The sequence below is a fragment of the Sphingomonas sp. GlSt437 genome (assembly GCF_048015635.2).
In the GTDB taxonomy this organism is placed as follows: Bacteria; Pseudomonadota; Alphaproteobacteria; order Sphingomonadales; family Sphingomonadaceae; genus Sphingomonas.
The window spans coordinates 1,514,559-1,540,144 of the sequence record NZ_JBPGYA010000001.1 but is presented as its reverse complement, the minus strand read 5'-3'; the positions used below and the strand labels follow the sequence as shown (position 1 = coordinate 1,540,144).

The 25,586-nt window shown below is 65.2% G+C and carries 31 protein-coding genes; 19 read left to right on the top strand and 12 right to left on the bottom strand.

The window, feature by feature from the left end:
* The first annotated feature begins 256 nt into the window (after positions 1–256).
* From ACLB0R_RS07590 to ACLB0R_RS07540, 11 genes are all read left to right on the top strand, one after another.
* Positions 257–1,072 carry a pyruvate, water dikinase regulatory protein gene (locus tag ACLB0R_RS07590; protein WP_416642663.1) on the top strand — a complete coding sequence of 272 codons (816 nt, stop codon included), beginning with the start codon at positions 257–259 and terminating at the stop codon, positions 1,070–1,072.
* Positions 1,069–1,665, top strand: coding sequence for a Maf family protein (locus ACLB0R_RS07585; protein ID WP_416642662.1), 597 nt, complete (start codon positions 1,069–1,071; stop codon positions 1,663–1,665). The genes ACLB0R_RS07590 and ACLB0R_RS07585 overlap by 4 nt, the downstream gene beginning before the upstream one ends.
* Positions 1,662–2,474: a shikimate dehydrogenase gene (gene aroE / locus ACLB0R_RS07580; protein ID WP_416642661.1), complete on the top strand. Its 813-nt coding sequence runs from the start codon at positions 1,662–1,664 to the stop codon at positions 2,472–2,474. Before ACLB0R_RS07585 ends, aroE begins: the two co-directional genes overlap by 4 nt.
* Positions 2,471–3,064, top strand: coding sequence for a dephospho-CoA kinase (gene coaE / locus ACLB0R_RS07575; RefSeq protein WP_416642660.1), 594 nt, complete (start codon positions 2,471–2,473; stop codon positions 3,062–3,064). The genes aroE and coaE overlap by 4 nt, the downstream gene beginning before the upstream one ends.
* 8 nt (positions 3,065–3,072) lie before the next feature.
* Complete coding sequence (gene dnaQ / locus ACLB0R_RS07570; protein WP_416642659.1) at positions 3,073–3,765, top strand: DNA polymerase III subunit epsilon; 693 nt, start codon at positions 3,073–3,075, stop codon at positions 3,763–3,765.
* Between the two features lie 59 nt (positions 3,766–3,824).
* On the top strand, positions 3,825–4,442 hold the full coding sequence (hpf, locus tag ACLB0R_RS07565; protein ID WP_416642658.1) for a ribosome hibernation-promoting factor, HPF/YfiA family: 618 nt from the start codon (positions 3,825–3,827) through the stop codon (positions 4,440–4,442).
* 140 nt (positions 4,443–4,582) lie between these two features.
* On the top strand, positions 4,583–5,050 hold the full coding sequence (locus ACLB0R_RS07560) for a PTS sugar transporter subunit IIA (protein ID WP_416642657.1): 468 nt from the start codon (positions 4,583–4,585) through the stop codon (positions 5,048–5,050).
* Positions 5,025–5,510, top strand: coding sequence for a PaaI family thioesterase (locus ACLB0R_RS07555; RefSeq protein WP_416642656.1), 486 nt, complete (start codon positions 5,025–5,027; stop codon positions 5,508–5,510). The genes ACLB0R_RS07560 and ACLB0R_RS07555 overlap by 26 nt, the downstream gene beginning before the upstream one ends.
* Positions 5,507–5,848 (top strand): DUF1491 family protein, encoded by a 342-nt coding sequence (locus ACLB0R_RS07550; protein WP_416642655.1) that lies wholly within the window; start codon positions 5,507–5,509, stop codon positions 5,846–5,848. Before ACLB0R_RS07555 ends, ACLB0R_RS07550 begins: the two co-directional genes overlap by 4 nt.
* Positions 5,849–6,032: 184 nt before the next feature.
* Entirely contained in the window at positions 6,033–6,647 is a 615-nt protein-coding gene (locus ACLB0R_RS07545; protein ID WP_416642654.1) for a cell wall hydrolase, read from the top strand.
* 65 nt (positions 6,648–6,712) lie between these two features.
* Positions 6,713–7,201: an MmcB family DNA repair protein gene (locus ACLB0R_RS07540; RefSeq protein WP_416642653.1), complete on the top strand. Its 489-nt coding sequence runs from the start codon at positions 6,713–6,715 to the stop codon at positions 7,199–7,201.
* On the opposite strand, the gene ACLB0R_RS07535 is transcribed toward ACLB0R_RS07540, so the two are convergent.
* Positions 7,198–7,809, bottom strand: coding sequence for an ankyrin repeat domain-containing protein (locus tag ACLB0R_RS07535; protein WP_416642652.1), 612 nt, complete (start codon positions 7,807–7,809; stop codon positions 7,198–7,200). The two genes, ACLB0R_RS07540 and ACLB0R_RS07535, sit on opposite strands and share 4 nt — an antisense overlap.
* 81 nt (positions 7,810–7,890) lie before the next feature.
* Here ACLB0R_RS07535 and ACLB0R_RS07530 point away from each other — a divergent pair, with 81 nt between their 5' ends.
* The 3 genes from ACLB0R_RS07530 (at position 7,891) to ACLB0R_RS07520 (ending at position 9,624) form a co-directional block, all read left to right on the top strand.
* Positions 7,891–8,487 carry an SCO family protein gene (locus ACLB0R_RS07530; RefSeq protein WP_416642651.1) on the top strand — a complete coding sequence of 199 codons (597 nt, stop codon included), beginning with the start codon at positions 7,891–7,893 and terminating at the stop codon, positions 8,485–8,487.
* Positions 8,438–8,926 carry a YcgN family cysteine cluster protein gene (locus ACLB0R_RS07525; protein ID WP_416642650.1) on the top strand — a complete coding sequence of 163 codons (489 nt, stop codon included), beginning with the start codon at positions 8,438–8,440 and terminating at the stop codon, positions 8,924–8,926. Before ACLB0R_RS07530 ends, ACLB0R_RS07525 begins: the two co-directional genes overlap by 50 nt.
* Positions 8,927–9,006: 80 nt before the next feature.
* Complete coding sequence (locus ACLB0R_RS07520; RefSeq protein WP_416643037.1) at positions 9,007–9,624, top strand: M48 family metallopeptidase; 618 nt, start codon at positions 9,007–9,009, stop codon at positions 9,622–9,624.
* Here the strand turns inward: ACLB0R_RS07520 and ACLB0R_RS07515 are convergent.
* Both ACLB0R_RS07515 and msrB read right to left on the bottom strand, forming a co-directional pair.
* Entirely contained in the window at positions 9,600–11,723 is a 2,124-nt protein-coding gene (locus tag ACLB0R_RS07515) for a transglycosylase domain-containing protein (RefSeq protein ID WP_416642649.1), read from the bottom strand. The genes ACLB0R_RS07520 and ACLB0R_RS07515 overlap by 25 nt on opposite strands.
* 69 nt (positions 11,724–11,792) lie before the next feature.
* A complete protein-coding gene (msrB, locus tag ACLB0R_RS07510) occupies positions 11,793–12,185 on the bottom strand; it encodes a peptide-methionine (R)-S-oxide reductase MsrB (RefSeq protein ID WP_416642648.1) in 393 nt (130 codons plus the stop codon).
* 227 nt (positions 12,186–12,412) lie between these two features.
* On the opposite strand from msrB, the gene wecB reads away from it, so the two are divergent.
* Positions 12,413–13,552 (top strand): non-hydrolyzing UDP-N-acetylglucosamine 2-epimerase, encoded by a 1,140-nt coding sequence (wecB, locus tag ACLB0R_RS07505; protein WP_416642647.1) that lies wholly within the window; start codon positions 12,413–12,415, stop codon positions 13,550–13,552.
* Positions 13,549–14,550: an SDR family NAD(P)-dependent oxidoreductase gene (locus ACLB0R_RS07500; RefSeq protein ID WP_416642646.1), complete on the top strand. Its 1,002-nt coding sequence runs from the start codon at positions 13,549–13,551 to the stop codon at positions 14,548–14,550. The genes wecB and ACLB0R_RS07500 overlap by 4 nt, the downstream gene beginning before the upstream one ends.
* Here ACLB0R_RS07500 and ruvC read toward each other — a convergent pair.
* The 5 genes from ruvC to ACLB0R_RS07475 form a co-directional block, all read right to left on the bottom strand.
* Positions 14,535–15,023 (bottom strand): crossover junction endodeoxyribonuclease RuvC, encoded by a 489-nt coding sequence (ruvC, locus tag ACLB0R_RS07495; RefSeq protein ID WP_416642645.1) that lies wholly within the window; start codon positions 15,021–15,023, stop codon positions 14,535–14,537. The genes ACLB0R_RS07500 and ruvC overlap by 16 nt on opposite strands.
* Positions 15,020–15,589 (bottom strand): HXXEE domain-containing protein, encoded by a 570-nt coding sequence (locus ACLB0R_RS07490; protein WP_416642644.1) that lies wholly within the window; start codon positions 15,587–15,589, stop codon positions 15,020–15,022. The genes ruvC and ACLB0R_RS07490 overlap by 4 nt, the downstream gene beginning before the upstream one ends.
* A complete protein-coding gene (locus tag ACLB0R_RS07485; RefSeq protein ID WP_416642643.1) occupies positions 15,586–16,329 on the bottom strand; it encodes a YebC/PmpR family DNA-binding transcriptional regulator in 744 nt (247 codons plus the stop codon). Before ACLB0R_RS07485 ends, ACLB0R_RS07490 begins: the two co-directional genes overlap by 4 nt.
* Positions 16,330–16,376: 47 nt before the next feature.
* Positions 16,377–16,616, bottom strand: coding sequence for a DUF2312 domain-containing protein (locus ACLB0R_RS07480; RefSeq protein WP_416642642.1), 240 nt, complete (start codon positions 16,614–16,616; stop codon positions 16,377–16,379).
* Positions 16,617–16,677: 61 nt separating this feature from the next.
* Positions 16,678–16,977, bottom strand: coding sequence for a DUF1244 domain-containing protein (locus tag ACLB0R_RS07475; RefSeq protein WP_416642641.1), 300 nt, complete (start codon positions 16,975–16,977; stop codon positions 16,678–16,680).
* Positions 16,978–17,056: 79 nt separating this feature from the next.
* Here ACLB0R_RS07475 and pyk point away from each other — a divergent pair, with 79 nt between their 5' ends.
* Positions 17,057–18,514, top strand: a complete 1,458-nt coding sequence (pyk, locus tag ACLB0R_RS07470; protein ID WP_416642640.1) for a pyruvate kinase — start codon at positions 17,057–17,059, stop codon at positions 18,512–18,514.
* A 303-nt stretch (positions 18,515–18,817) separates the two neighbouring features.
* Here the strand turns inward: pyk and ykgO are convergent, their stop codons facing one another.
* Positions 18,818–18,943: a type B 50S ribosomal protein L36 gene (gene ykgO / locus ACLB0R_RS07465; RefSeq protein WP_003046794.1), complete on the bottom strand. Its 126-nt coding sequence runs from the start codon at positions 18,941–18,943 to the stop codon at positions 18,818–18,820.
* Positions 18,944–19,099: 156 nt separating this feature from the next.
* On the opposite strand from ykgO, the gene ACLB0R_RS07460 reads away from it, so the two are divergent.
* Together ACLB0R_RS07460 and ACLB0R_RS07455 are read left to right on the top strand one after the other, a co-directional pair.
* Complete coding sequence (locus ACLB0R_RS07460) at positions 19,100–19,711, top strand: DUF4136 domain-containing protein (RefSeq protein WP_416642639.1); 612 nt, start codon at positions 19,100–19,102, stop codon at positions 19,709–19,711.
* Entirely contained in the window at positions 19,708–20,826 is a 1,119-nt protein-coding gene (locus tag ACLB0R_RS07455; RefSeq protein WP_416642638.1) for a M14 family metallopeptidase, read from the top strand. Before ACLB0R_RS07460 ends, ACLB0R_RS07455 begins: the two co-directional genes overlap by 4 nt.
* Positions 20,827–20,920: 94 nt before the next feature.
* Here ACLB0R_RS07455 and ACLB0R_RS07450 read toward each other — a convergent pair whose 3' ends face one another.
* From ACLB0R_RS07450 to katG, 3 genes are all read right to left on the bottom strand, one after another.
* Positions 20,921–22,240: a hypothetical protein gene (locus ACLB0R_RS07450; RefSeq protein WP_416642637.1), complete on the bottom strand. Its 1,320-nt coding sequence runs from the start codon at positions 22,238–22,240 to the stop codon at positions 20,921–20,923.
* Positions 22,240–23,082, bottom strand: coding sequence for a hypothetical protein (locus ACLB0R_RS07445; protein WP_434953807.1), 843 nt, complete (start codon positions 23,080–23,082; stop codon positions 22,240–22,242). Before ACLB0R_RS07445 ends, ACLB0R_RS07450 begins: the two co-directional genes overlap by 1 nt.
* Positions 23,083–23,322: 240 nt before the next feature.
* Entirely contained in the window at positions 23,323–25,503 is a 2,181-nt protein-coding gene (katG, locus tag ACLB0R_RS07440; RefSeq protein WP_416642635.1) for a catalase/peroxidase HPI, read from the bottom strand.
* Positions 25,504–25,586: the final 83 nt, after the last annotated feature.

Here is a 25,586-nt window from a genome sequence, read left to right as displayed (position 1 = left end):
TTGTTGTAGTGGTTGGCAGGCGAATAGCCGGGTTAAGCGGGCCGTGCCGATTCAATACACAGCTTGACTTCACGCGCAGCGCGCTGACTGGCGGAGTCGTCATTGCCCGTCCCCATTTTCCACAAACTGTGCATGGCCGGCCCCTTGTTCATGCGCCTGTGGATAGCCGCGCGGTTTATCCACGGCAATCGCCAGCTTGGCGGATGGGGGCGGTTGCGCTAGCCCTCATGGGTATGTTGTCCACAGATTTGCGCGCATGACGCGGCTTCACGTCCATCTCCTGTCCGATTCCACGGGCGAAACATTGGATAACATCGCCAAGGCGGCGCTGGCGCAATATGATGGCGTCGAGACGATCCGCCATTTCTGGCCGATGGTGCGCAGCGAAGCGCATCTCGAGCGGATTCTCCAGGATATCGGCCAGAATCCGGGGCTAGTGCTGTTTACCCTCGTCAATCCCGAGATGCGCCGCGCCTTGGAGGCGCAATGCCGCGTGCTGGGCCTGCCAGCCGTAGCCCCGCTCGATGCGGTGAATGGCGCGCTGTCGGCGCTGCTGGGTCAGCAAGCTAAGGCGCGACCGGGGCGGCAACATGTGCTCGACGCTGCTTATTTCGCGCGCGTCGAGGCGATCCAGTTCACCATCGCGCATGACGATGGCGTCGCGTGGGAAGAGTGGGAGGAAGCCGACATCATCCTCGCCGGCGTATCGCGCTCGTCCAAGACGCCGACCTCGATCTACCTCGCCAATCGCGGCTTCAAGACCGCCAACATCCCGATCGTGGTCGAATCGCCGCCGCCGCCGGCGCTGTTCACGTTGCGACACCCGCTCGTTGTCGGGCTGACGACCAGCGCGGAGCGGTTGATCCAGGTCCGCCGCAATCGGCTGTTGTCGCTCAACCAGGCACCCGAGACAGCCTATGTCGATCAAGAAGCAGTAACGCGCGAAGTCGCTTATGCCCGGCGGTTGTTCGCCGATAATGGCTGGCCGGTGATCGACGTGACGCGTCGCTCGATCGAAGAAACCGCCGCCGCGATCATCGCGCTGGTCAATGAGCGGCAGAGCGACGGATGACGATCATCCTTGCCTCGACAAGTGCTTCGCGCCGCGCAATGTTGGTCGCAGCGGGTGTGCCGCATCGCGCCGTGCCGGCGCTGGTCGATGAAGCGCCGGTGAGGGACGCACTACTCGCCCAAAAAGTTGCGCCGCGCGACATTGCCGACGCTCTCGCCGAGCTCAAGGCGATCAAGGTCTCACAGACTAACCCCGGCGCGCTGGTGTTGGGTGGCGATTCGGTCGTGGCGTTGGCCGACGGGATGCTGCTCGACAAACCGGTCGATCGCGCAGATGCGGCTGCGCATTTGCGGGCGATGGCCGGCACGACCCACCAGCTGATCAGCGCCGCGGTAATCGCGCGCGATGGGCGGCCGATCTGGCGCCACGTCGATATCGCGCGGTTGAGTGTGCGGCCGCTGTTGGACGCGTTCATCGAAAGCTATCTCGACCAGGAATGGCCGGCGATCAGCGGCTGTGTCGGCTGTTACAGGATCGAAGGGCCGGGCATTCAGCTGTTCAGCAAGATCGAGGGCAGCCAGTTCACGATCATGGGCATGCCGCTGTTGCCGATCCTCGACTATCTGCGCGTTCAGGGCGTGCTGACGTCATGACGGTGCCGTTCGCGGAAGTGATAGGCGACCCGATCGCGCATTCCAAATCGCCGCTGATCCACAGCTTTTGGATCAAGGCGCTGGGGATCGAGGCCGATTATCGCACGCATCACGTGACCCCCGGTGGCCTACCCGAGTATATTGCAGAGCGTCGAACCGCCGCTGGCTGGCGGGGGTGTAACGTCACCATTCCACACAAGATTGCGGTGATGGATCTGGTCGACGATCCGGGCGACGTGCGCGGCTCGATCGGTGCGATGAACACGATCCTCCGCCAGCCCAATGGCGCGCTGATTGGCACCAATACCGATGCGGCGGGATTCGCGGGCCCGATTGCCGATCTCGATTTGGCCGACCGACCCGTCGCCGTGATTGGCGCCGGCGGCGCGGCGCGCGCGGTGCTGTTCGCACTGGCGCGGATGGGTGTCGGCCCGGTGACGCTATACAACCGGACGCCGCTCAAAGCGGCCGCTTTGCTCGCGCATTTCGGGTTGAAGGGCGAAGTAAAGCCGCTTGGCGCAGCACTTCCTCCCGCAGCATTGGTCGTCAATGCGAGCGCGCTCGGCATGGCGGGGCAACCCCCGCTCGATCTCGACTTGTCGCCCTTGCACGAGGATGCGGTGGTCTACGACATTGTCTATGCGCCGCTTGAGACGGGGTTGCTCGCTGCGGCGCACGCGCGCGAGCTGGCAACGGTCGACGGGCTGGAGATGCTAATCGGTCAGGCAGCGTTGGCCTTTGAGCTCTTCTTCGGCCAGGCGCCGCCGCGCGAGCGCGACGATGCGTTGCGGGCGTTGCTCCTGAAATGATCAAGCTCGGCCTGACCGGATCGATCGGCATGGGCAAGACGACCGTCGCGGCGATGTTCGCCTATGAAGGTGTGCCCGTTTTCGATGCCGACGCCGCCGTGCGCGCGCTGCAAGGGCCGGGTGGTGCGCTGCTGCCCGCAATCGAGGCGGCATTTCCTGGAACGACGGGCCCTGCTGGCGTCGATCGCGCCGCGCTGGGAGCCGCGGTGTTCGGCGATAATGCGGCGCTCAAGCGGCTTGAGGCAATCGTCCACCCTGCCGTTGCCGCCGAGCGCGCCGCGTTTCTGGCGCGTCATTCGGCGGCGCCGCTCGTGGTGTTCGACGTGCCGTTGCTGTTCGAAACCGGTGGCCACACCCAGGTCGATGCGGTCGCGGTCGTCTCAGCGCCGCATCCGGTCCAGCGCGAGCGTGTGCTGGCGCGCCCGGGGGTCGATGCCGATCGCTTCGCCGCCATCCATGCACGCCAGACGCCCGATACGGAGAAGCGTGCCCGCGCCGATTTCGTGATCGATACCGGCGTCACGCTGGACGAAACGCGCGATCAGGTGCGGCAGGTCATCGCTTGCCTGTTGGCGCGCTCGGGTGGATAAGGCGCAAAATGCGCGAGATTGTGTTCGACACCGAAACCACCGGCCTCAGCTTTTCCAGCGGTGACCGGCTGGTCGAGATCGGGTGTGTGGAACTTATCAACCGAGTCGAGACGGGGCGCAGCTTCCACTGCTATTTCAATCCCGAGCGCGCGATGAACCCGGAAGCGCAGGCGATTCATGGCCTGTCCGACGCGTTTCTGGCCGACAAGCCGCTATTCTCGCAACAAGCCGAAGCATTGCTCGAGTTTCTCGGCGAGGCACCGCTGATCGCGCATAACGCCGCGTTCGACTTCGGCTTCTTGAATGGCGAGCTCGGCCGTTGCGGCCGCGCTGCGATCGGGCTCGATCGCATGGTCGATACGCTGCAGATCGCCCGTGCGACCTTCCCCGGGGCCAAGCATACGCTCGACGCGCTGTGCACCCGCTTTGGCGTCGATCGCAGCCACCGCGTGCTGCACGGCGCGCTGCTCGATGCGCAGCTGCTTGCCCAGGTTTATGTCGAGCTGACAGGCGGCCGCCAGATCGGGCTGACGCTGGTGAGCGATGCGCCTGCCGAGATGGCCGTCGCGCGCCCAGCGGTCGCCTCGATGGCACGGCCGCCGCGCCCTTTTGCTCCCAGCGAGGACGAACTGGCGCGGCATCGCGCGTTCGTCGCCGGGATCAGCAATGCCTTGTGGGGAGAGGCCGGCGCGTCGGGATGACGCCATGCGATGGCCGCAATCGGCCGCCGATCAACGATTTGACGTTAAGGAGCTGAGCCATGGACATCCGGATTTCGGGACATCAGGTCGAAACGGGCAACGCGCTGAAGCTTCACATCCGAACCCGCTTGCAGGGCATTGCCGAGAAATATTTCGCGCGCGCTCTCTCCGCGCATGTCACAATCGGCAAGGGCCCGCATGACAATGGCTTTACTTGCGATATCGTCGCGCATGTGATGCACGGCGTCATCCTGAAAGGCCGCAACGCCGGGATGGATGCGCACGCCGCGTTCGATGGCGCCGCCGAGCGGATCGAAAAGCAGCTGCGCCGTTATGTGCGCCGGCTGAAGGATCGCAGTGGCTCGCCGGCGCCGTCACCAGCCCCCGATGGCGATGCCGGCGCGATCGATGGCGTTGGCGACGAGTCGTTCTACAATGCGCGCTACACGCTGTTCAGCGAGCTCGACGAGGATAGCGAGCCGAGCGACGCGCCGCTGATCATCGCCGAAACCCGCGTTGACGTGCCCGAAGCGAGCGTGTCGGACGCGGTGATGATGCTCGATTTGCGCAACACCGCGGCGCTGATGTTCCTCAACAGCGGCACGGGCGCCTACAACATGGTCTATCGGCGCGGTGATGGCACGATCGGCTGGGTGGAGCCGCAGCGCCCCGGTTGACCGCGTCGCGAGCAAACGGCACGCACGGGGGCTTTCCATGCCCGCCATTCGGGCGTATGGGCGCCGCCATTCCACCATTCGCCACCTTTCGCCGATGCTGGCCCGGGTCGGGGTCGCACTGGCCGTCCCGAAGGACGAACATGACTGATTTCAGCGATTTGCTGCTGCCGACGACCGTTATCGAAGGGCTTGCCGCCAAGACCCGCAAAGCGCTGTTTGCCGATATCGGCAGCGCCATGGTGCGGGCGCATGGGTTGGATGGCGATGCCGTCGCCCGCGCGCTCAGCGAGCGCGAGAAGCTCGGCTCCACCGGCTTCGGCGGTGGCGTGGCGATTCCCCATGGCCGGCTGGCCGGGCTCGATCGCGTCACTGGCGTGTTCGCGAAAATCGCGCCGCCCATTGATTTCGAAGCGGTCGACGGCCTGCCGGTCGATCTGGTCTTCGCGATGATATCGCCGCCTGATGCTGGTGCCGAGCATCTGAAAGCGCTGGCACGTGTGTCGCGGCAGCTGCGCGATCAGGCATTTGTCGCCAAGTTGCGCGGCGCGGGCTCGGCGGATGCGCTTTATGCGCTGTGGACGCATGACCACGCCCGCGACGCCGCCTGACAGCGCCGCGCCGGCCGGTGCCAGCGCGCATTTCCGGGCGCTCGAGGCACTTTATGCCTCCGCGCCGATCAACCAGCTGTTCGAATCGCGGCTGGAAATCACCGGCAGTGGGGCCTCGCGAATCCACTTTCGGCTCGATGAGCGCCATTTCCATGCGGGCGGCGCGGTACATGGCACGAGCTACTTCAAAATGCTCGATGATGCGGCCTTCTATGCGGCGAACAGCCTGGTCACAGACCGTTTTCTGCTGACGACCGCGTTCAACCTGCTGTTTACCCGCCCGCTTGGTGCCGGCGAGGCGGTGGCCGAAGGGCGTTGGCTGAGCGGGCAGCGCCGCGTGTTGATCGCCGAGGCGCGACTGATCGATGCGTCCGGTGAGGAAGTGGCGCGCGGCACCGGCACGTTCATGCGATCGCGCTTCGCGCTGACCTCGCTTCCGGGTTATCGTGTCGCCGTATGAGCGATCGTCTCGCCACCGAGCTGCGGGTTGGCGCGTTGTTGCGGCGGGTGAACGATGCCGGCGGTATTGCTATGGTATTGGCAAAAGGTGACCGCCACGACGGCGCAATCCTGATCCTTACCTATGAAAAGTCGCGGTTTTCCGGGATATTGGAGCCGGTCGCACCAATCGACGGCGCCGCGCGCCTGGAGCGAGTCGGGCCGGATTTGTCGTGCGATTCAACGCAGGTGGCCGATTATTGGCAGCGCCGCCGCCACGCCGATCCCGATCTATGGGTCATTGAACTGGATATCGCATCAGCCGAACGGTTCGCCGCTGAAACGGTTCTCGTTAGTTGACACTCTCGCACCGCAGCATAAAGGCCGTGGCATTGTAGTTTAGCGTTGTGCCAGCGATGTGCGATATCGTTCGGTGACGCAGTCGGGGGGAATCCCGGTCGGCCATTTCCGGGTGACATGCTGAGATATCAGCATCCGGCAACCAGCGCCGCGCCGCGTTCTCACCGCATATTTTGATCGTTTAATGTCGCTTCTTTCTCGTGTCGCCGGTCTGGCGGCACTGTTTTCTGTCATCGGTCTCGCTGGCGCCGGAGCGCCAGGGCGCGCCGACAATCTCGATCGCCCGACGATCGCCACGCCGTCGCTCCCGGTGGATACGACGGTGACCACGCCGACCATCAAGCAAACTGAACCAGCCACCGGCCAGGCTGGCGATGGCGAAGGTTACGCCAGCCTCGCCGAGGCGGTCGATGATCGTCAGATTCCCCCAACGCTCGACGAAGAGCTTCGTTGCCTTGCCGAGGCGGTTTATTTCGAAGCCAAGGGCGAGCCGTTGTCCGGCCAGCTTGCGGTCGCGCAGGTCATTCTCAACCGCAGCCAATCGGGCCGCTTCCCCAAAGGCGTCTGCTCGGTCGTGAAGCAGGCAGGCCAGTTCTCGTTCGTCCATGGCGGTGCTTTGCCGGCACAGCCGCGCATCGCCGGCCAGTTCCGCACGGCGGTGGCCATCGCGATGGTGGCGATGGATGGCGACTGGGACAGCGACGCAGGCGGCGCGCTTTACTTTCATGCTCGGCGCGTATCGCCCGGCTGGCGGATGACGCGCGTCGCCTCGATCGGCAATCACGTCTTCTACCGCTGACGTCGGCTCGGGCGGCTGAGCCGGGCGCCCTTCCCTCCGTTCGACTAATGTTCTAGCTTGTGGGGATGGCAACCAGTCCATCCCCGCTTGTCGACGCCTCGGCACCGATCGCAGCCGATGTTGCGCGCGGCGTCACGCGGCTGCTCGCCAGGCACGATCTGCTGGCGATTGGCGAAGTACCGCTTGAAGGTGGCCGCCGCGTTGACCTGATGGCGATCGATGCGCGCGGGCAGATCGTCATCGTCGAGATCAAGGTATCGCGCGCCGATCTGCTCGGCGACGCGAAATGGACCGACTATCTCGATCATTGCGATCGGTTTTTCTGGGCGGTGCCGGCGGGGTTCGATGTTGCGCCGCTGATGGGCCCAGCGTTCCTGCCCGATCGCTGCGGGATTATCATCGCCGATCGCTATGATGCGTCGATCCTGCGCGAGGCGGCGACCGTGGCTCTACCCGCACCGACCCGGAAGCGTATCACACTCAGCTTTGCGCGCCGCGCCGCGCGGCGGTTGATTCACGCTCAAGACCCCGAATCGGGGGTATTTGGCTTTTAGAGTTTCGGGCCGGCCACTGCCTTGCGCACGCGCTTGGGGGTCGCATCGATCAGCCGCTTGATTTCGGGGCTCCGGGTATCGGCTTGGGCATAGCCGCGCGCGGACTGGCCAGCGAGCGAATCGGCCTGATCGGGATCCGCTCCGGCGGCGAGGAGCACGCGCACCAATTCCAGATCCCGGCGCTGAACGGCGCGGATCAGTGGGGTTTCGCCGCCGTCATTGCCGAGGTTGACGTTCGCCTTATACTCGATGAGTGCGTTGACGACGCCGTCTGCCCCCAGCTCCACCGCCACCATCAACGGCGTATTACCACGCGAATCGCGCAGATTGGGGTCGGCGCCGTGCTGGAGCAGGAAGCGGGTGTAGGTCGCGTCGCTGCGCTTGGCGACGATGTGCAGCGCAGTTTCGCGGCTGTTGATGTCGCGGGTGTTGACGATGGTCGAGCCGGGCTTGTTGAGCGCTTCGGTTACTTCGTCACCCTTGGCATCTTTGACCGCCTGGAGAAATTTATAGCCGGCGGATTCGCCGAATTGCGCGGTTGCCGGAGGGGCAAGCGCCATCAGCGCAACGATGATCGATGATCGGACGGAAAAGCGCGTCTTGATCAATGTCCAAGTCCCCATAATCAATTCAAATGCACGCGGTCAGGCTTGCGTGTGGCGCCCTAACAGATCATGGCTGGCTGCGCCATGAATGACCTGTTCCGTCGCGGCCTGGCGCTGGCTCTGCCGCTTGTGCTCGCCGCCGGCTGCACACCCGCCGCCCAAAAGGTCGATCCGCCGCTGGCGCATGCCTCGATTGGCGGGCCGTTCACGCTCACCGACCAGACCGGCAAGCGCGTCAGCGATCGCGATTTCACGGGCAAATTCAGGCTGATGTATTTCGGCTATACCTATTGCCCCGATGTCTGCCCGGTCGATGTCCAGAACCTGGCACGCGGGCTTAAAGTGCTTGAGAAGCGCGATGCTGCGCTGGCAGCGCGGATCGTGCCAATCTTCATCAGCGTTGATCCCGCGCGCGATACGCCGGCGGTGCTGAAGCAGTTCGTCGGCGCCTTCCACCCGCGCATGGTCGGGCTGACCGGCACGCCGGCGGAAATTGCTCAGGTCGCGCGTGAATTCCGCATCTATTACAAAGCGCAAGCCAAGGATGCGACCGGCGCCTACACGGTTGATCACAGCCGCGTTGCCTATCTGATGGGTCCCGAGGGCCAGCCGCTCGCGCTGGTGCGGCAGGATGGCACCCCGAACGAGATTGCCGACGATCTCGAGCAATGGGCGCGCTAGCGTGCCGGCGGACCGATTCTGGGAAACGACGCCGCTCGAAGCGCTTGATCGCGCGCAATGGGAAGCGCTTTGCGACGGTTGCGGCAAATGCTGCGTCCATAAGCTTGAGGATGAGGATACCGGCGAGCTGCTGCCGACCAACGTCGCCTGCCGCCTGCTTGATCGACGGTTGGGGACCTGCACCGATTATCGTCACCGCCGTGCACTAGTACCCGAATGCGTGCGGCTGACCCCGGCGAGTGTGTTGACGATCGATTGGCTGCCGTCCACCTGCGCCTATCGCTTGCGCGCCGATGGGCTGCCGCTGCCCGACTGGCATTACCTCGTTTGCGGCGACCGCGAGGCGGTGCATCGCGCCGGCATGTCGGTCCGCGGATGGACGGTGTCGGAGACTGATGCCGGCGAGCTTGAGCACCATCTCATCGATCGTGAGCTGTGAGCGCTGCACCCCCGCCTGCCGATCTTGCCGCGACAATCACCGTCGTCCGCCATCCCCGTGCGCGCCGGCTCAAGCTGGCGATGAACCCGGCGAGCGGCGAGCTGAGGCTCACCGTGCCGCCGCGTGTCTCCAAGGCGGAAGCATTGCGCTGGGCAGAGGGGCAGCGCGGCTGGATGGCGGCGCAGCAGCGGCGCTTGCCCCAAGCTCGACCTTTCGTCGAAGGGGCGATGGTGCCGCTGGGCGACGAGGAAATCGTGATTGACTGGCGGGCTGACGCTCCCCGCCGGGTAGCGCGCGAAGGTAACCGGCTGGTCGTCGGCGGGCCGCGCGAATCGGTGGCACGGCGAGTATCGACCTGGCTCAAAGCGGAAGCGCTTCGCGTGTTGAGCGATGAGACCGGCTTTTACGCTGCCCGAGCCGGCGTACCGGTGAGCATGGTATCGGTGGGTGATCCACGCGGGCGCTGGGGCAGCTGCGCAAGCGACGGCGCGATCCGCTATAGCTGGCGGCTGATCCTGGCCCCAGCCTGGGTGCGCCGGGCGACGGTGGCGCATGAAGTCGCACACCGCGTTCACATGAACCACGGCCCGGCGTTCCACGCGCTGGTTGCCGAGCTTTACGGGTCAGACCCAACACCGGCGCGCGCCTGGCTCAAGCGCCACGGCGCAGCGCTTCACTGGTTCGGCCGCGAATCCTGAGGGCGCTGCTCTGCTGAGCGGGGCGCGGGGCGGCCATCGCGTGGCACCGGTTGGCCGTTGCGGTTGAGCACTTTGTCCATCCATGCCTGGTCGAGCTTTTCGGACGGGGGTTGAGCCTGAGGATCGGCGGGAGCTTGATCGCCGCCCTCATTGGGATCGGGCAGTCCCCCCTGCTGGCCTTGCGGACCCTGCTGCACGGGAGCGCCGTTGGGATCGAAATAGATCGTGTTGTCGGGGCTGTTGAAATAGCTCTCATCGTCGAGATTGGGCAGCTCTTGCGGCAGCGTCACTTGCGTGTCGAACTGCTCGACCGGTCGCTTGGCGACCGCCACGGTCATGAACTGGGCGAAAGCCCGCGCCGGCGCGGTGCCGCCGTGCAGGCCGGGGATCGTCTTGGCGTCATCGCGGCCCATCCACACACCGGTGGTGAGCCCGCTCGAAAAGCCGAGGAACCAGCCATCCTTGTTCGACGTCGTCGTGCCGGTCTTGCCCGCGACCGGACGACCGATCTGCGCGGCGCGGCCGGTGCCGGTGTTGACCGCGGTCTGCAGCAGGTCGGTCATCTCAGCGGCGACGAACGGCGCGACGAGAACGTGGCTGCGATCAACCTCATGGCTGTAGATCGTCTCGCCATTGGCTGTCACCTTGGTGATGCCATAGGGCGTTACCGCGACACCCTTGTTGCCGACCGATGCGAAGGCGCGCGTCATGTCGATAAGCCGCACGTCGGAGGTGCCGAGCACCATCGAGGGGTAAGTGGAGATGGGGGTGGTAATGCCGAAGCGGCGCGCCATGTCCGCCACTGTCGCAAAATGGACTTCCTCGCCCAATTTTGCCGCGATGGTGTTGAGCGAATAAGCGAACGCGGTGCGCAGCGACACTGGCCCCGAATTATGCCGTGAATCGTTGCGCGGGCTCCAGCCGTCGATCGTCACTGGCTCGTCGACCAGCACGTCTTCCGGCCGATGCCCCGCTTCGAGTGCGGCCAGATAGACGAACAGCTTGAATGACGAGCCCGGCTGGCGGACTGCCTGCGTCGCCCGGTTATAGATCGACGACACGTAATCGGTGCCGCCGACCATCGCGCGCACCGCGCCGTCGCGATCGATCGAAACGAGCGCGCCTTGGGCACCATTGGGCGCGTTGGCACGGATCGCCGCATCGGCGGCGCGCTGCATGCCAAGATCAAGCGTCGTCCATACTTCAAGCGGGCGCGACGGCTCATCGATGAGCACTTCGAGCTGCGGCAGTGCCCAGTCGGTGAAGTAGCGGACGCTGTTCTGCTTGGGCTCGGGCGCGAGCTTCAGGCCGGCGGGGTTAGCGCTCGCGGCCTGTTCGGCCGTGATCGCGCCCGAATCCTGCATCAGCTTGATGACGACGCCAGCGCGACCGATCGCCGCTTCGGCGTCAGCGGTCGGCGAATAATGCGATGGCGCTTTCACCAAGCCGGCAATCACCGCCGATTCGGGGATCGACAGGGTATCCGCGCCATGGCCGAAAAAGCGTCGCGACGCGGCATCGATGCCGTAAGCGCCGCCGCCGAAATAGACTTTGTTCAAGTACAGCTCAAGGATCTGGTCCTTGCTGAACTTGTGCTCGAGCGCCATCGCCAGGATCGCTTCGCGAAATTTGCGAGTGAACGAGCGGTTCGTGGTCAGGAAGACGTTGCGCGCGAGCTGCTGGGTGATCGTCGAGACCGCGCGCACCCGGCCATGGCCACCCATCGAGCTCAGCAAGCCACGGCCGACGCCGTACCAGTCGACGCCCCAATGCGAATGGAAGCGCCGGTCTTCCACCGACACCATCGCATCCTGCATCACCTTCGGCACGCGATCGATCGGCAGCCATTCGCCATAGCTCGGCCCAAGCGCGACGATCACCGTGCCGTCGGCGGCGTGGACGCGGATCATCTGGCCGTTGGGCGAGGATTTCAGCTGATCGAAACTCGGCAGCTGCGCGGCCGTCACATAAACCGCGACGATCAGCGCAATGACCGCCAGCAGCACCGCGCCGCCGCTCAGCTGCAGCGCCAGAATGACGCGGCGGCGCCAAACCGGCGGCAGGAAATCAAGGCTCAGGAAGGACGATGCGTTGGCCATGCCGTTGCCGCCAGATACAGGGTCGCGCGCGTGCCCACAAGCGGGGCGTGGCGGCGCAGGATCAACCGATCAGCGGGGCTTGAAGTCGAGGCTGACCGAATTGATACAATAACGCTGACCCGTAGGCGGCGGACCATCGGGGAAGACATGACCGAGATGGCCGTCGCACCGTGCGCAGCGCACCTCGACGCGGGTCATGCCGTGGCTCTGGTCGGCATGCTCGGTCACCGCTTCCGGGGTGACTGGCTGGGTGAAGCTCGGCCAGCCCGAACCCGAATCATATTTGTCGGCGCTGTCGAACAAGTCGCTCGCGCAGCCGGCGCAGCGATAAATGCCGTCCGCCTTGTTATTGTCGTAGCGACCGGAAAAGGCGCGCTCGGTGCCGGCCTCGCGCAGCACATGATATTGCTCGGGCGTCAATCGCTTGCGCCACTCGGTTTCGGAAAGCGTGAAGGAGTCCATAGGCGAGGGCTATTCCCTTGATCGCGCGCTGCGTCAATCATTCCATGATTGATCGGATACCATCGGCGCCGCAAGGAAGGCGCGATCAAGACCATATTGGTGCGGTTAACGGTGATTTAAATGCGATGGCGCTACGCGCGTCTGACCTGATCGATCCGGGGGCAAGGGTGACCGAAGCACATTTACCGACCGGAGCTGCTGCCGCCCCCAGCGCGCGGCCGCGGATCATGGTCGTGTTTGGGACCCGGCCTGAGGCAATCAAGCTCTTCCCGCTGATCCATGCGTTACGCGCCGAGCCTGCGCTCGAAACGATCGTTTGCGTAACCGCCCAGCACCGTGAAATGCTCGATCAGGTGCTCGAGTTCAGCGGAATCGTGCCCGATATCGACCTTGACGTCATGCAGCCGGGCCAGTCGCTCGACGCGCTGACCGCGCGGCTGCTGACCGAGCTTGGCGCGGCGTTCGATCGCGCAAAGCCTGATCGCGTGGTTGTTCAGGGGGACACGGCAACTGCGATGTGCGCGGCACTCGCGGCTTATTATCGCCGTATACCCGTCTCGCATGTCGAGGCCGGCCTGCGCAGCTACGACATCTATCACCCCTGGCCCGAGGAAGTGAATCGCAAGGTGATCGGCAGCATCGCCGATCAGCATTTCGCCCCCACCGAAACCGCCGCCGCTGCCTTGCGCGCTGAGGCGGTGCCGGCAGACCGCGTCCATATGGTCGGCAACACCGTGATCGACGCGCTGCACGAGGCGACGCGCCGGCTTGCAGCCGAGCCCGGCCGGACGATGGGGCTCGACGCGCTGGCCGAGCGGTTCAGCGGGCGCCGCATCATCCTCGTCACTACGCATCGCCGCGAGAATTTCGGCGACGGCCTCGCCAACATCGCGACCGCACTGCAGCGGCTGGCGGCGCGCCAAGATGTGGGTATCATCTTTCCGGTCCATCCCAATCCGCAAGTGCGCGGGCTGATGGAAACGGCGCTGTCGGGGCTGAGCAACGTCGCGCTGATCGCGCCGCAGGATTATCCGAATTTCGTTCGGCTGCTTGGGCTGTGCGATCTCGTTCTCACTGATTCGGGCGGTGTGCAGGAGGAGGCGCCAGGGCTGGGCAAACCCGTGCTCGTCATGCGCGAGACGACCGAACGGCCCGAGGGCGTCGCGGCGGGCACGGCGCGGCTGATCGGTGCCGATGCCGACCGGATCGTGGCAGAAGTCGACCGGTTGCTCGATGATGGCGAGGCCTATCGCGCGATGGCGCAAGCGCATAATCCCTTTGGTGACGGACAAAGCAGTGCGCGCATCGTTCGCCTGATTGCGGCGGCACATAGCGTCGGCGCGATGTCCAGCGGGGAGCGGTCATGACGATCCTGGTAACGGGCGCGGCAGGCTTCATCGGCGCGCATGTCGCGCGGCGACTGCTTGATGAGGGCCATGACGTCATCGGCATCGACAGCCTCGATCCCTATTATGACGTCAGCCTGAAGCACGATCGCCTCGCCTGGATCGGCGAACATCCAGAGGCCGCGCGCTTTGCCTTTCGCCAGGCCGATATTGCCGACGAGGTCGCGCTCGACGCGGCGTTGGCGGGCGCGCGCCTCACCGCCATCGTCCACCTCGCCGCTCAGGCTGGGGTGCGTTATTCGCTCAGCAACCCGCGCGCGTATGTCCGCGCCAATCTGGCCGGCCATCTGAACATGCTGGAAATCGCGCGCGCGCTCCCCGGCGTCCATATGGTCTATGCGTCGTCCTCCTCGGTCTATGGCGCCAATACCAGCGTGCCCTTCCGTGTCGAGGATCGGGTCGACCGGCCGATTTCGCTTTATGCCGCCACCAAACGCGCCGACGAATTGATGAGCGAAACCTATGCGCATCTCTACCGTATGCCGCTCACAGGCCTGCGCTTCTTCACCGTCTATGGCCCCTGGGGGCGGCCCGACATGGCGATGTGGCTGTTCACCGACGCGATCCTCGCTGGCCGGCCGATCAGCGTGTTCAACGGCGGCGATATGGCGCGCGACTTCACCTATATCGACGATATTGTGACCGGTGTCGTCGCCACGCTGGCGCGCCCGCCGGTCGATGATGGCGCGGCCAAGCCCGGCGGCAGCGTCAGCCCGCATGCGCTGTACAATATCGGCAACCACAGTCCCGAACGGCTCGACCGGCTGATCGCGCTGATCGAGGCGGCGTGCGGCCGTCCCGCAATCCGCGAGCCCAAGCCGATGCAGCCGGGTGATGTCGCCCAGACCTTCGCCGATGTGTCCGCGCTGACTGCCGCGACGGGCTTCACCCCGGCGACACCGCTCGAGGATGGCGTTGCGCGTTTCGTCGCCTGGTATCGCCATTATCGCGGCATCTGACGCGCGCTGGCGAGATGGTGCGCGTGGCAGATCGCCACCGCTAGCGCATCGGCCGCATCGGCGCCGCTGATCTTGACGCCGGGTAGCAGCCGCTGGACCATGGCATGGACCTGCGCCTTTTCGGCATTGCCGACGCCGACCACGGCTTTCTTGACCAGCCGCGCGGCATATTCGCCGACATCGAGCCCGCCGCGCGCGCAGGCGCAGATCACCACGCCGCGCGCTTGCCCGAGCTTGAGCGTAGACTGCGGGTTGGCGTTGACGAACACTTCCTCGACCGCGGCGCTGTCGGGCGCGTGATCGGCGATCAGCGCGGCCAGCATCGCGTCGAGATGTGCGAGCCGGCGCGGCAGCGGCGCGGCGGCGTCGGTCTTGAGCTGGCCATTGGCGAGATGAGCAAGCCGGTTGCCCTCGGCGCGCATCAAGCCCCAACCGGTGGTGCCGAGGCCGGGATCGAGGCCGAGGATGATCATGCGCGCGCTCGAATGATGATAAACCCGATGATTGCCAGATGGATCAGCACGGCGATCGACAACCCGACGGCATGCGCCGCGAAGCTCGCCGATATCGTCAGCAACGTCACCATCCCCAGCGGCAGGAAGAGCAGCAGCGCCGTCACCAGTCCCGGATTATACCCGAACCGAAGCGCCGCAGCGCCATGCCCGACCGCGTTGACCAGCATCAGATAGGGCGCCACCAGACCGGCATCCTCCCCGAACGTCACGGCTCCATAAAGCGCGGCCAGATTAACGCCCCACACCCCGGGCACATTGATCCACCAGATGGCGTTCGTCGTTAGCGCGTCGCGGCCCCCCAGCACGCGATCGTTGACGAAATGGCGGAAGCGATCGCCCCAATGCTCTTCCACCTGATGCGCCATGTAAGCCGGGCCGCAAAGATAGACTAGCCAAGCTGGCGGGGTCAGTGCGGCGTGCACAAGCGGCGCCATCGCGAGCAGCACCACGCCCAGATAGGCCGCCGCCACCACCCAGCCGCGCACCATCAGCGCGTGCCAGGCGGGCGCGGCGGTGCCCATCATCCCAGCTTTTCCATCACCTCGTCGGGCACTTCGTAATTGCCCCACACGGTCTGGACATCATCATCATCGTCGAGCGTATCAATCAGCTTGAGCAGCAGCCCGGCGTCGGCCTCGCCGACCGTCACCATCGTCTGCGGCCGCCAGGCGAGCTTGGCGCCTTCTGGCTCGCCGAGCACCGGGGTCAGCGCCTTGGCGACTTCGTGGAGATCGCCTTGCGCCGTCCAGATTTCGTGACCATCCTCGTTTGACGTCACATCCTCCGCGCCCGCTTCGAGCGCGGCCTCGAACACGCGGTCCGCATTGCCGGCGCTGGCGGGGTAAGTGATCAGCCCCATCCGGTCGAAGCCGTGGCTGACCGAGCCCGACGCGCCCAGATTGCCGCCATTCTTGGAAACCGCCGTGCGGACATTGGTCGCGGTGCGGTTGCGGTTGTCGGTGAGCGCCTCGATGATCAGCGACACGCCGCCGGGGCCGAAGCCTTCATAGCGGATTTCCTCGTAATTCTCGGTGTCGCCCCTGGCCGCCTTGTCGATCGAGCGCTGGATATTGTCCTTGGGCATCGATTGCGCCTTGGCGGCGTTGATCGCGGCGCGCAGGCGCGGGTTCATGTCGGGATCGGGCAGCCCCATCTTCGCCGCAACGGTGATTTCGCGGCTGAGCTTGGAAAACATGCCCGAGCGCTTTTTGTCCTGCGCACCCTTGCGGTGCATGATGTTCTTGAACTTGGAATGGCCGGCCATCAGGTCCTCTTGAGCAGTATCGGCGACGGTCTAGAACAGCTGGGCGGTTACGCCAAACCGAGCGCCGCCTTATAGGTATCGAGCAGTGCCTCGGCCTCATCGCGGGCATGCTTTTCCATGCGGCGCAGGCGCACGATGGCGCGCATCGTCTTGGTATCATAGCCGTTCGACTTGGCTTCGGCGTAGACGTCCTTCACGTCGTCGGCGATGCCCTTTTTTTCCTCTTCCAGCCGCTCGATCCGTTCGATGAACAGGCGTAGCTGGTCGGCGGCGATAATGTCGCTCATGCGGTCGGGTGCTCCGTTTCTCGGGTAAGGCGCGAGGCTCTAGGCGATCGGAGGCGGCGGCTCAACGGGGGTTTTTGGCAACGCTTTCCGTCATGCGGGCGAGTTGCTCGGGCGTTGCCTCGGTCTGGTGCTTGGCCTTCCACTCGGCATAGGGCATGCCATAGACGAGCGCGCGGCCGGCGTCCTTGTCGAGCGCGCCGCCGGACGCATCGGCCACCCAATCGCCCAGGCAATTGCGGCAAAAGCCGGCCAGGCCCATCAGATCGACATTCTGGGCGTCGCTGCGGTGGCGCAGGTGATGGACCAGCCGGCGGAACGCGGCCGCCGCGATCTGGTCGTCCAGCGTCTCGATTGTCTGCATACGAATGCTCCCGGTTTGATCGCGCCGAGATAGCGGGTAGAGCCCGTTCGGCAACACCCATCAGGGGAATCACGCGCGCATGTCCAAGGCCATCAGCCCCCGTTCGCGCAAGGTGCGCGTGCTTGCGACGCTGGGCCCGGCGAGCAGCACACCCGAGATGATCGAGCGGTTGTTCGCGGCCGGGGCCGATGCCTTTCGCCTCAACATGAGCCATGGCGACCAGGCGGCAAAGGTGGCGCTGATCGAGGCGATCCGGGGGCTGGAGAAGAAAATCGGTCGGCCGACGACGATTCTGGCCGATCTGCAAGGCCCCAAATTGCGCGTCGGTCGCTTTGCCGACGGCAAGGTGGTGCTGGAAACCGGCGCGACTTTCACGCTCGACCGCGACCGGGCGCCGGGCGACGCGACGCGGGTGGAGCTGCCGCACAAGGAGATTTTCGCGGCGATCGCGCCCGGCGCGCGACTGCTGCTCGACGATGGCAAGCTGGTGCTGCGGGTGACGGCGCATGATGATGCGCGGATCGTCACGCGGATCGAAGTCGGCGGGCCGCTCAGCAACAACAAGGGGCTGAACGTGCCCGATGTCGTCGTGCCGATGGCGGCGTTGACCGACAAGGACCGCAGCGATCTCGCGTTCGCGCTCGACCAGAAGGTCGACTGGATCGCGCTGAGCTTTGTCCAGCGGCCCGAAGATCTGGCCGAGGCGCGGCGGCTGATCCAGGGACGTGCGGCGCTGCTCGCCAAGATCGAGAAGCCGTCCGCGATCGACCGGCTCGAGGAAATCGTCGAGCAATGCGACGCGGTGATGGTTGCGCGCGGCGATTTGGGCGTGGAGCTGCCGCCACAATCGGTGCCGCCGCTGCAGAAGCGCATCGTCGAGACCGCGCGGCGCCAGGGCAAGCCGGTGGTGGTCGCGACGCAAATGCTCGAATCCATGATCACCGCGCCCACGCCGACGCGTGCCGAAGTCTCCGATGTCGCGACGGCGGTTTACGATGGCGCCGACGCGATCATGCTGTCGGCGGAAAGCGCAGCGGGCGCGTGGCCCGTCGAATCGGTCGCGATGATGAACGCCATCGGCGAGGCGGTCGAGCGCGACCCGATGCATGGCGACCGCGTCCATTTCACGATTACCCGGCCCGATCCGACCACGGCGGACGCGCTGTCGGAAGCGGCCAAGAACATCGCTCACACCGTCTCCGCAGCGGCGATCATCTGCTACACCACCTCGGGCTCGACCGCGCGGCGCATCGCGCGTGAGCGGCCATCGGTGCCGATCCTGGTGCTGACCCCGAAGCTGGAGACGGCGCGGCGGCTCGGCATTCTCTGGGGCACGCATGCCGTCCACACCAAGGACGTCGAATCGTTCGAGGAAATGGTTGCCAAGGCCAAGCGCATGGCGCTGCGGCACAATATCGCCAAGGCGGGCGACCGGGTGATCGTGATGGCAGGCGTGCCGTTCCGCACGCCGGGCTCGACCAACGTGCTGCACGTGGTGCGCATCGTTGGCGATGAACTGAAGGGCTATGGCGGCTGAAACGTCAACACCCGGCGGGTCCGATCCGGGCCGAGTCGCCGGCGGCGTGGCGCCACCGAAGTTGACGAAGTTTACACTACGTCCCCCCTTTGTTGCCCTCCTCTGCTGGTGGCTGCCGGGGCGGAGGGTGACGGAACGGGGCAGGACGCGCGCCATCGGGAGAGGGTGACAGGGACCCGCGGCGTAGGACAGGGGAGGGTCAGGCGAGGGCGAACCCACCGCTCATCCCCATCGGAATGAGCGACGCTACCGTTCGATCGCTGCAATATTGATTGAGTGCCCGACACGGCCGGGCGGAAATGATCAGCCCTGGCGCGCCTTGAAGCGGCGGTTGGTCTTGTTGATCACGTAAGTGCGACCGCGACGGCGGATGACGCGGTTGTCGCGATGGCGGTCCTTCAGCGACTTCAAGCTATTGCGGATCTTCATGATCGATTCGCTTCTCTGATTTTTTGAGCAATTGCGGAAAGCGCTGCCCGGTATAGGCGGAGGCCGCGCAAGTCAAGATGGCGGCGATTGCCTCAGCGCGCTGCGTTTGGCAGAACCATGCTGGGGGTTCGACGTTTTACGCCTAGGAGACGAGCAGTGACATTCCCCCGCGCCCTTTTGATCGCCGGCCTGGCACTGGCTGCATCCGGCCCCCTCGCCGCCGCGACGCCGATCCGCGTCACCCGCTTCCATCTGCCGCAGGCGATCGTGCCGGGGCCGGTGGCGGTCACGATCGCGCCCGATGCCAGCCCGGCGCAGGAGCTCGAGGCGAAGACCTATGTCGATGCCGTGGCCGCCGCGCTCGTCGCCAATGGCTTTACCCGCGTCGATGATCCCGCCACGGCGCGTTACCGCGTCGTCGTGAGCGTCCATACCGAGCGCGTCGAGCTGCCACCGGCCGAACCGCCCTTCTCGATCGGCCTGGGCGGTGGCGGCGTCAGTGGCGGGCGTGGCGGCGGCGTCGGGTTGGGCGGATCGGTCGAATTCGGCGTTGGCAAGCGCCAGCCGCGGGCAAAGTTGACGACCGAACTTGCCGCGCGCATCGCCGAAGCGACGCCGACCGGCACGGTCGTGTGGGAAGGCCGCGCCAGCCATGCCTTGGTCGAGCAGGGCAAGTTCGTCCAGCCGACGGAAGAGAGCGAGAAATTGGCGCGCGCCTTGTTCAAGGACTTTCCGGGCCAGTCGGGTCGCACTATCAGCGTCAAATGACGATCAGCATCTCCGCCGCTTTCGATAGTGGTAACATCCGTGTTCTGAGCCAGAACGGGCCGGCTGCCGAGCTCGAGATCGTCAAGGATCACGCGTCGGATTTCTACCAGTGGTTCCACTTTCGGGTTGCCGGGGCGAAAGGCCAGCCACTGGTGTTGCGCATTACCAACGCGGCGGGCGCGGCCTATCCGGGCGGGTGGCCGGGTTACCGGGCGCGTGTTTCGGCTGACCGGCAGGATTGGCGGCTGGCGGACACCAGCTATGCCGATGGGGTGCTGGAAATCCGCCATACCCCCGACCACGATCTTGTATGGTTCGCCTATTTCGCGCCCTATTCGATGGAGCGGCATGCCGATCTGATCGCGCGCCATGCATCGATGCCGGGCGTCGGCTATCGCGAGCTTGGCCGGTCGCTTGATGGCCGCGCGATCGACTGTCTGAAGATCGGCGATGGCCCCAAGCCCGTCTGGCTGTACGCACGCCAGCACCCCGGCGAGACGATGGCCGAATGGTGGATGGAAGGCGCGCTCGCGAAGCTTGCCGACCCTGCAGATCCCACGGCGCAGGCATTGCGCGCCAAGGCGATCTTCCACATCGTCCCCAACATGAACCCCGATGGCAGCGCGCGCGGCCATTTGCGCACCAATGCCGCCGGCGTGAACCTCAACCGCGAATGGCACGACCCCACGGCCGAGCGCAGCCCCGAAGTGCTGTGCGTGCGCAACGCCATGGACGCAACCGGCGTGGCTTTCGCGGTGGATGTGCATGGCGACGAAGCGATCCCCGCCAATTTCATCGCCGGGTTTGATGGCATTCCGAGCTGGACCGAAGCGCTCGGCGCCAAATATGCCGCGTTCGAAGCGCGGCTCGCCGCCAACACCGCCGATTTTCAGACCGAGCGGGGCTATGAGAAAGCCGCGCCGGGCAAGGCCAATCTGGCGATGTCGACCAACCAGCTTGCCGAACGCTATGGCGCGGTCGCGATGACGCTGGAAATGCCGTTCAAGGACCATGCGCCGAACCCGGATGCCGACCATGGCTGGTCACCGGCGCGCTGCCGCCGGCTGGCGAACGCTTGCCTCGATACGCTCGCCGAGCTGATCGACGAGATTTAGCCGCTAACTTCCCGATGCTGCCACTGCCGTAGCGCCCGGTTGGGCGAGCGCGTTGCCGTGCGCCATCGCCGCGATCATGTTCTCCAGGCCAGCGTTACGCCGCGAATGCCGGGATCAGTGCGACTTCGCGCGGCGCGAGATTGTCGAAGCCGGTTCCGTTCGCGTGAATGCCATCGCTTTTCAGCCAGCCATTGGCAGTGATTTCCGCATAGCTGGTGAGCGCGCTGTAATCGACCCAGCTCACATTCTGGCGATTGGCCCCGTTCTTCGCCGCCGCGCGATACGACGCCATGTCGTCGACGCTTGCGACCGGGTAACTCGGCACGATCAGGAAGAACAGCTCGCTCAAGTCCCAGCCATTGGTGCGCCAGCCAGTCTCAAGGCGATTGATGATCGCGTCGATATTGTCGGCATAGGCGTTCGGGCCGTTGCCCGGCGTCGTCGCGCGCCAGCCTGCGGATGCGGTGCCGGTGGCGATATTGCGGTCGTTCAAGCCGGTGCAGATGCGCACCACGATGATCGGGCGGTGACCGCGCGCGATCTGCATCGCACGCAGCTTGCCGAACCCCCACATCAGCTTCGACAGGTTGATCGTGCCGGTAATGGTGCCCGAGGAAACATTGCCCTTGGCCCAATTCGCCATATCGAGCGCCGATTTGCCCGCGACGCCGTAGAAGCTGTGGATCGAGATGCCGGCCTCGGCCGACAGATTCTCGACGCGCTGCGCCAGGATCAGCGTTGGGCCAACGCTTGCGGTGCCACCGGGCACGCGCGTCTTGAACCCAAGCTGCGTGGCGGCGCGCGACCCCGCCGCTAGCGAGAGCGTCGTCTCGATCTCGCCGAACGCGCCGGTGTTGGTGGATACCGTGCTGCCCGTCGCCAGGATGGAGTAGGGCGATCCCTCCAGTCGTACCCCCGGCGTCAGCGCGCCGCTGCCGGTGGTAAAGCTACCGTGCCAGATATGATGTTTGAGATTGCCGGTGATGTCGAAACCGCCGGCATTATTGACGATGACGCCGTTGCTCCCACCCATGTCGCCGCTGGCGGTGTAGAGGTAATTGGTATCGGGCAAGCCGAGGCTGTCGAACGACGAGTCCGCGCCCGATGTCGCGCCGGTTGTCCCGGTCACCAGCGCGGAGATATAGCCGCCGGTGGCATAGGCGTTGCCGCTGCTTTGGGCCGGATAAAGCGCCGTCGCCCAGATGGTGTATTTCGCGCCATAGGCGTTGGTGAGCGCGCCCCACCAGCCATAACCATCGATCATCTGCGTGCTGTCACCGATCAGCACCAGATCAACGGGACGAACCGATGCGCGTGACAAGGCGCCGAAAGCATTGCGGGGTTGCGCGGCAAGAATGGCGGCGTTGCTGTTGGCTTTTGCCTGCGCGGCGAGAGCGGCTGAATTAAAGCCCATCACTGCTCTCCCGCGATATAGAGGGTCGAGCCGGCGCCACCGTTCAAGCGGGCATAGCCGCGCCCTTTGATCGTGTAGAGCCCGGCGGCGGTGATCGACGTGACGCTTGCGCCATTCTGGTCGAACACCGTGACGCTCGCCCAGGTGCTGCCATCAAGGCTGCGCTGCGGGGTGTAGGCGGTCGACGGGGTGCCGATCACCTGGAATTCCAGCCCCGAATAAGCGCGGCCGTCAAACGATGCGCCGTTCCACGAGGCAGGGGCGGCATAAGCGGTTTGCACGGCCAGCGTGCCGGCGAGCAGGGCGCGCACGGCCTCCACCTTGGCATCGGTCGCAGCACCGCTCGGCAAGGGCAACGATGCAGCGCTGACAGCCAGGGTTCCCGCCAGCAGTGCCCGGATGGCTTCCGATTTCGCGTCCGTCGCGGCGCCGGCAGGGAGCGGCAGCGACGCCGCTGAAATGCCCAGCGTTCCCGCAAGGAGTGCGCGGATGGTTTCCAGCTTTGCGTCGGTGGCAGCCCCGGCGGGAAGCGGAAGCGATGCGGCGCTGACGGCCACGGTGCCGGCCAACAGCGCACGGATCGCTTCGGCTTTCGCCTCGCTCGCGGCGCCGGTCGGCAGCGGCAGCGCCTGCGCGTTGACCGATAGCACCCCGGCGAGGAGCGTGCGGATCGTCTCAAGCTTGGCGTCAGTGGCAGCGCCCGCCGGTAATGGCATTGACGTTGCGCTCACGGGCAACGGGTGCGTCGCATCGACCGCAACGGCCTGTGCTCCTACCGATCCATATGCCAAGGCGACCTGCGCAACCGAGTAGCTGCCCGGCGACTCCACAATAGCACTCATCCAATGCCTCGCGATGTTCTTGAAATGTTCGCTCGGCTATATGCCTAGGGTCTTGGTGTAGGACAGGGTTATTTGGCGAGGGGTGACAGCTGGCGAAATGATGGCGCGCTGAATTGTCGGCGCCGTAAATATCAGTGGGGGATAAGGAACCCCACGCGCAAATAGGGGGGGCGACGCAGCTGGCGTCGCCCCCCCTTGTTATGTCAGCCGGAAAAACGATCGCCCGGCGATCGGCTCCCGTTACGCCAGATCGAACCGGCCGGCGTTCATCACCTTGGTCCACGCCGCGACGAAATCGCGGGCGAACTTCTCTTCATTGCCGCGCTCGGCATAGACCTCGGCAGTGGCGCGGAGCTGGCTGTCCGAGCCGAAGATCAGATCGGCACGCGTTGCCCGCCACTTCTCGCTCTTGGTCGCGCGATCATGGCCGACAAATTCTTCCTCGTCCGCGTCAACCGCTTCCCAGAAGGTGTTGTTGTCGAGCAGGTTGACGAAGAAGTCGTTGGTGAGCGTGCCGACACGCTTGGTGAACACGCCATGCGGATGGCCGCCATAATTGGCGCCGAGCACGCGCAAGCCGCCGAGCAGAACGGTCATTTCGGGTGCCGACAAGCCGAGCAGCGAGGCGCGGTCGACCAGCAGCTCCTCGGTCCGCACCGAATGCTTGGCGCGCAGGTAATTGCGGAAGCCATCGGCAGCCGGCTCCATCACCTCGAAGCTCTCGACATCGGTCCATTCCTGCGTCGCGTCACCGCGACCGCCGGAGAAAGGCACGGCAATATCGAAGCCAGCGTCCTTTGCGGCTTTCTCGACCGCAGCCGTGCCGGCGAGCACGATTGCATCGGCGATCGACAAGTCACCACGCAGCTCGTCGATCTTGGCGAGCACGCGCGCCAGCTCGGCAGGCTCGTTGACTGCCCAGTCCTTTTGCGGTGCCAGCCGCACGCGCGCACCGTTGGTGCCGCCGCGGAAATCCGACTTGCGATAAGTCGAAGCCGACGCCCAGGCCGCCTTGACCAGCTCGCCAATGGTGAGGCCCGAGCCAAGGATCTCCTGCTTGAACGCGGCAACCGCGCCTTCGGTCGGCACCGTGCCGGCGGGCACCGGATCCTGCCAGATCAGGTCTTCGGCCGGTACTTCGGGTCCGAGGTAACGCTGCTTGGGGCCCATGTCGCGGTGGGTGAGCTTGAACCAGGCGCGCGCGAATGCGTCCTTGAACGCTTCGTGATCGTTGCGGAACTTCTCCGAAATCACCCGGAATTCCGGATCGACCTTCAGCGCCATGTCAGCCGTGGTCATCATCGTCGGCACGCGCTTCGACGGATCATGCGCGGCGGGCGCCATGTCCTCGGGCTTCTGGTTGATCGGCTGCCACTGCTGCGCGCCGGCGGGCGAGCGGACCAGCTCATATTCATAATCGAGCAGCAGCCGGAAATAATTCTCCGACCAGCTCGTCGGCGTATTGACCCACGATCCTTCGATGCCGCTGGTGATGGCGTCACCGCCCACGCCGGTACCGTGCGTGCTCAGCCAGCCAAAGCCTTGCGCCGCGATGCTGCCGCCTTCCGGCGCAACGCCGACCAGGCTCGCATCGCCCGCGCCATGCGCCTTGCCGAAGGTGTGGCCGCCGGCGGTGAGCGCCACCGTCTCTTCATGGTTCATCGCCATGCGCTCGAAGGTGACCTTCATGTCGCGTGCCGATTGCAGCGGATCGGGATTGCCGCCCGGGCCTTCGGGATTGACGTAGATCAGCCCCATCTGAATCGCGGCGAGCGGATTTTCGAGATCGGCCTGGTCCTCGGGGCGGATGCGCGTCTTGGCGCCTTCGTTGACCCAAAGGTCTTCCTCGCCCCAATAGATGTCCCGCTCGGGCTCGAACACGTCGGGGCGGCCGCCGCCGAAACCGAACACCGGACCGCCCATCGACTCGATCGCGACATTGCCGGCCAGGATGAACAAGTCAGCCCAGCTGATGTGCTTGCCGTATTTCTGCTTGATCGGCCACAACAGGCGGCGCGCCTTGTCGAGATTGCCATTGTCCGGCCACGAATTGAGCGGGGCAAAGCGCTGCTGGCCGCTGTTCGCGCCACCGCGACCGTCCGCGGTGCGATAGGTGCCGGCGGCGTGCCACGCCATACGGATGAAGAAGGGGCCGTAATGCCCGTAATCGGCCGGCCACCAGGGCTGGCTGTCGGTCATCAGCGCGGTGAGGTCGGCCTTCAGCGCGTTATAGTCGAGCGCCTTGAACGCTTCGGCATAATCATAGTCCGGGCCCATCGGGTCGGGCGACACGCCGCCTTGATGGAGAATATCGACCGGCAGCGCATTGGGCCACCAATCGCGATTGGTGCGGCCGAGCAGCGAACGCGTTTCGCCGTGGAACGGGCATCCGCCCTCCGGCTTGCTGGTTTTCATGTCCATCGTGACCATCTCCTACGTGGGTTTGATCGCCGCCTATACGCGCGCCATGCTACGGCAAAATGATGTTTCCCGATTTCTGTGAT

Bases quoted from the DNA above. Each gene is read 5' to 3' on its own strand.
- ACLB0R_RS07590 (WP_416642663.1), top strand. From the start codon at position 257: ATGACGCGGCTTCACGTCCATCTCCTGTCCGATTCCACGGGCGAAACA.
- ACLB0R_RS07585 (WP_416642662.1), top strand. From the start codon at position 1,069: ATGACGATCATCCTTGCCTCGACAAGTGCTTCGCGCCGCGCAATGTTG.
- aroE (WP_416642661.1), top strand. From the start codon at position 1,662: ATGACGGTGCCGTTCGCGGAAGTGATAGGCGACCCGATCGCGCATTCC.
- coaE (WP_416642660.1), top strand. From the start codon at position 2,471: ATGATCAAGCTCGGCCTGACCGGATCGATCGGCATGGGCAAGACGACC.
- dnaQ (WP_416642659.1), top strand. From the start codon at position 3,073: ATGCGCGAGATTGTGTTCGACACCGAAACCACCGGCCTCAGCTTTTCC.
- hpf (WP_416642658.1), top strand. From the start codon at position 3,825: ATGGACATCCGGATTTCGGGACATCAGGTCGAAACGGGCAACGCGCTG.
- ACLB0R_RS07560 (WP_416642657.1), top strand. From the start codon at position 4,583: ATGACTGATTTCAGCGATTTGCTGCTGCCGACGACCGTTATCGAAGGG.
- ACLB0R_RS07555 (WP_416642656.1), top strand. From the start codon at position 5,025: ATGACCACGCCCGCGACGCCGCCTGACAGCGCCGCGCCGGCCGGTGCC.
- ACLB0R_RS07550 (WP_416642655.1), top strand. From the start codon at position 5,507: ATGAGCGATCGTCTCGCCACCGAGCTGCGGGTTGGCGCGTTGTTGCGG.
- ACLB0R_RS07545 (WP_416642654.1), top strand. From the start codon at position 6,033: ATGTCGCTTCTTTCTCGTGTCGCCGGTCTGGCGGCACTGTTTTCTGTC.
- ACLB0R_RS07540 (WP_416642653.1), top strand. From the start codon at position 6,713: ATGGCAACCAGTCCATCCCCGCTTGTCGACGCCTCGGCACCGATCGCA.
- ACLB0R_RS07530 (WP_416642651.1), top strand. From the start codon at position 7,891: ATGAATGACCTGTTCCGTCGCGGCCTGGCGCTGGCTCTGCCGCTTGTG.
- ACLB0R_RS07525 (WP_416642650.1), top strand. From the start codon at position 8,438: ATGGCACCCCGAACGAGATTGCCGACGATCTCGAGCAATGGGCGCGCT.
- ACLB0R_RS07520 (WP_416643037.1), top strand. From the start codon at position 9,007: ATGAACCCGGCGAGCGGCGAGCTGAGGCTCACCGTGCCGCCGCGTGTC.
- ACLB0R_RS07515 (WP_416642649.1), bottom strand. From the start codon at position 11,723: ATGGCCAACGCATCGTCCTTCCTGAGCCTTGATTTCCTGCCGCCGGTT.
- msrB (WP_416642648.1), bottom strand. From the start codon at position 12,185: ATGGACTCCTTCACGCTTTCCGAAACCGAGTGGCGCAAGCGATTGACG.
- wecB (WP_416642647.1), top strand. From the start codon at position 12,413: ATGGTCGTGTTTGGGACCCGGCCTGAGGCAATCAAGCTCTTCCCGCTG.
- ACLB0R_RS07500 (WP_416642646.1), top strand. From the start codon at position 13,549: ATGACGATCCTGGTAACGGGCGCGGCAGGCTTCATCGGCGCGCATGTC.
- ruvC (WP_416642645.1), bottom strand. From the start codon at position 15,023: ATGATCATCCTCGGCCTCGATCCCGGCCTCGGCACCACCGGTTGGGGC.
- ACLB0R_RS07490 (WP_416642644.1), bottom strand. From the start codon at position 15,589: ATGATGGGCACCGCCGCGCCCGCCTGGCACGCGCTGATGGTGCGCGGC.
- ACLB0R_RS07485 (WP_416642643.1), bottom strand. From the start codon at position 16,329: ATGGCCGGCCATTCCAAGTTCAAGAACATCATGCACCGCAAGGGTGCG.
- ACLB0R_RS07480 (WP_416642642.1), bottom strand. From the start codon at position 16,616: ATGAGCGACATTATCGCCGCCGACCAGCTACGCCTGTTCATCGAACGG.
- ACLB0R_RS07475 (WP_416642641.1), bottom strand. From the start codon at position 16,977: ATGCAGACAATCGAGACGCTGGACGACCAGATCGCGGCGGCCGCGTTC.
- pyk (WP_416642640.1), top strand. From the start codon at position 17,057: ATGTCCAAGGCCATCAGCCCCCGTTCGCGCAAGGTGCGCGTGCTTGCG.
- ykgO (WP_003046794.1), bottom strand. From the start codon at position 18,943: ATGAAGATCCGCAATAGCTTGAAGTCGCTGAAGGACCGCCATCGCGAC.
- ACLB0R_RS07455 (WP_416642638.1), top strand. From the start codon at position 19,708: ATGACGATCAGCATCTCCGCCGCTTTCGATAGTGGTAACATCCGTGTT.
- ACLB0R_RS07450 (WP_416642637.1), bottom strand. From the start codon at position 22,240: ATGGGCTTTAATTCAGCCGCTCTCGCCGCGCAGGCAAAAGCCAACAGC.
- ACLB0R_RS07445 (WP_434953807.1), bottom strand. From the start codon at position 23,082: ATGAGTGCTATTGTGGAGTCGCCGGGCAGCTACTCGGTTGCGCAGGTC.
- katG (WP_416642635.1), bottom strand. From the start codon at position 25,503: ATGGACATGAAAACCAGCAAGCCGGAGGGCGGATGCCCGTTCCACGGC.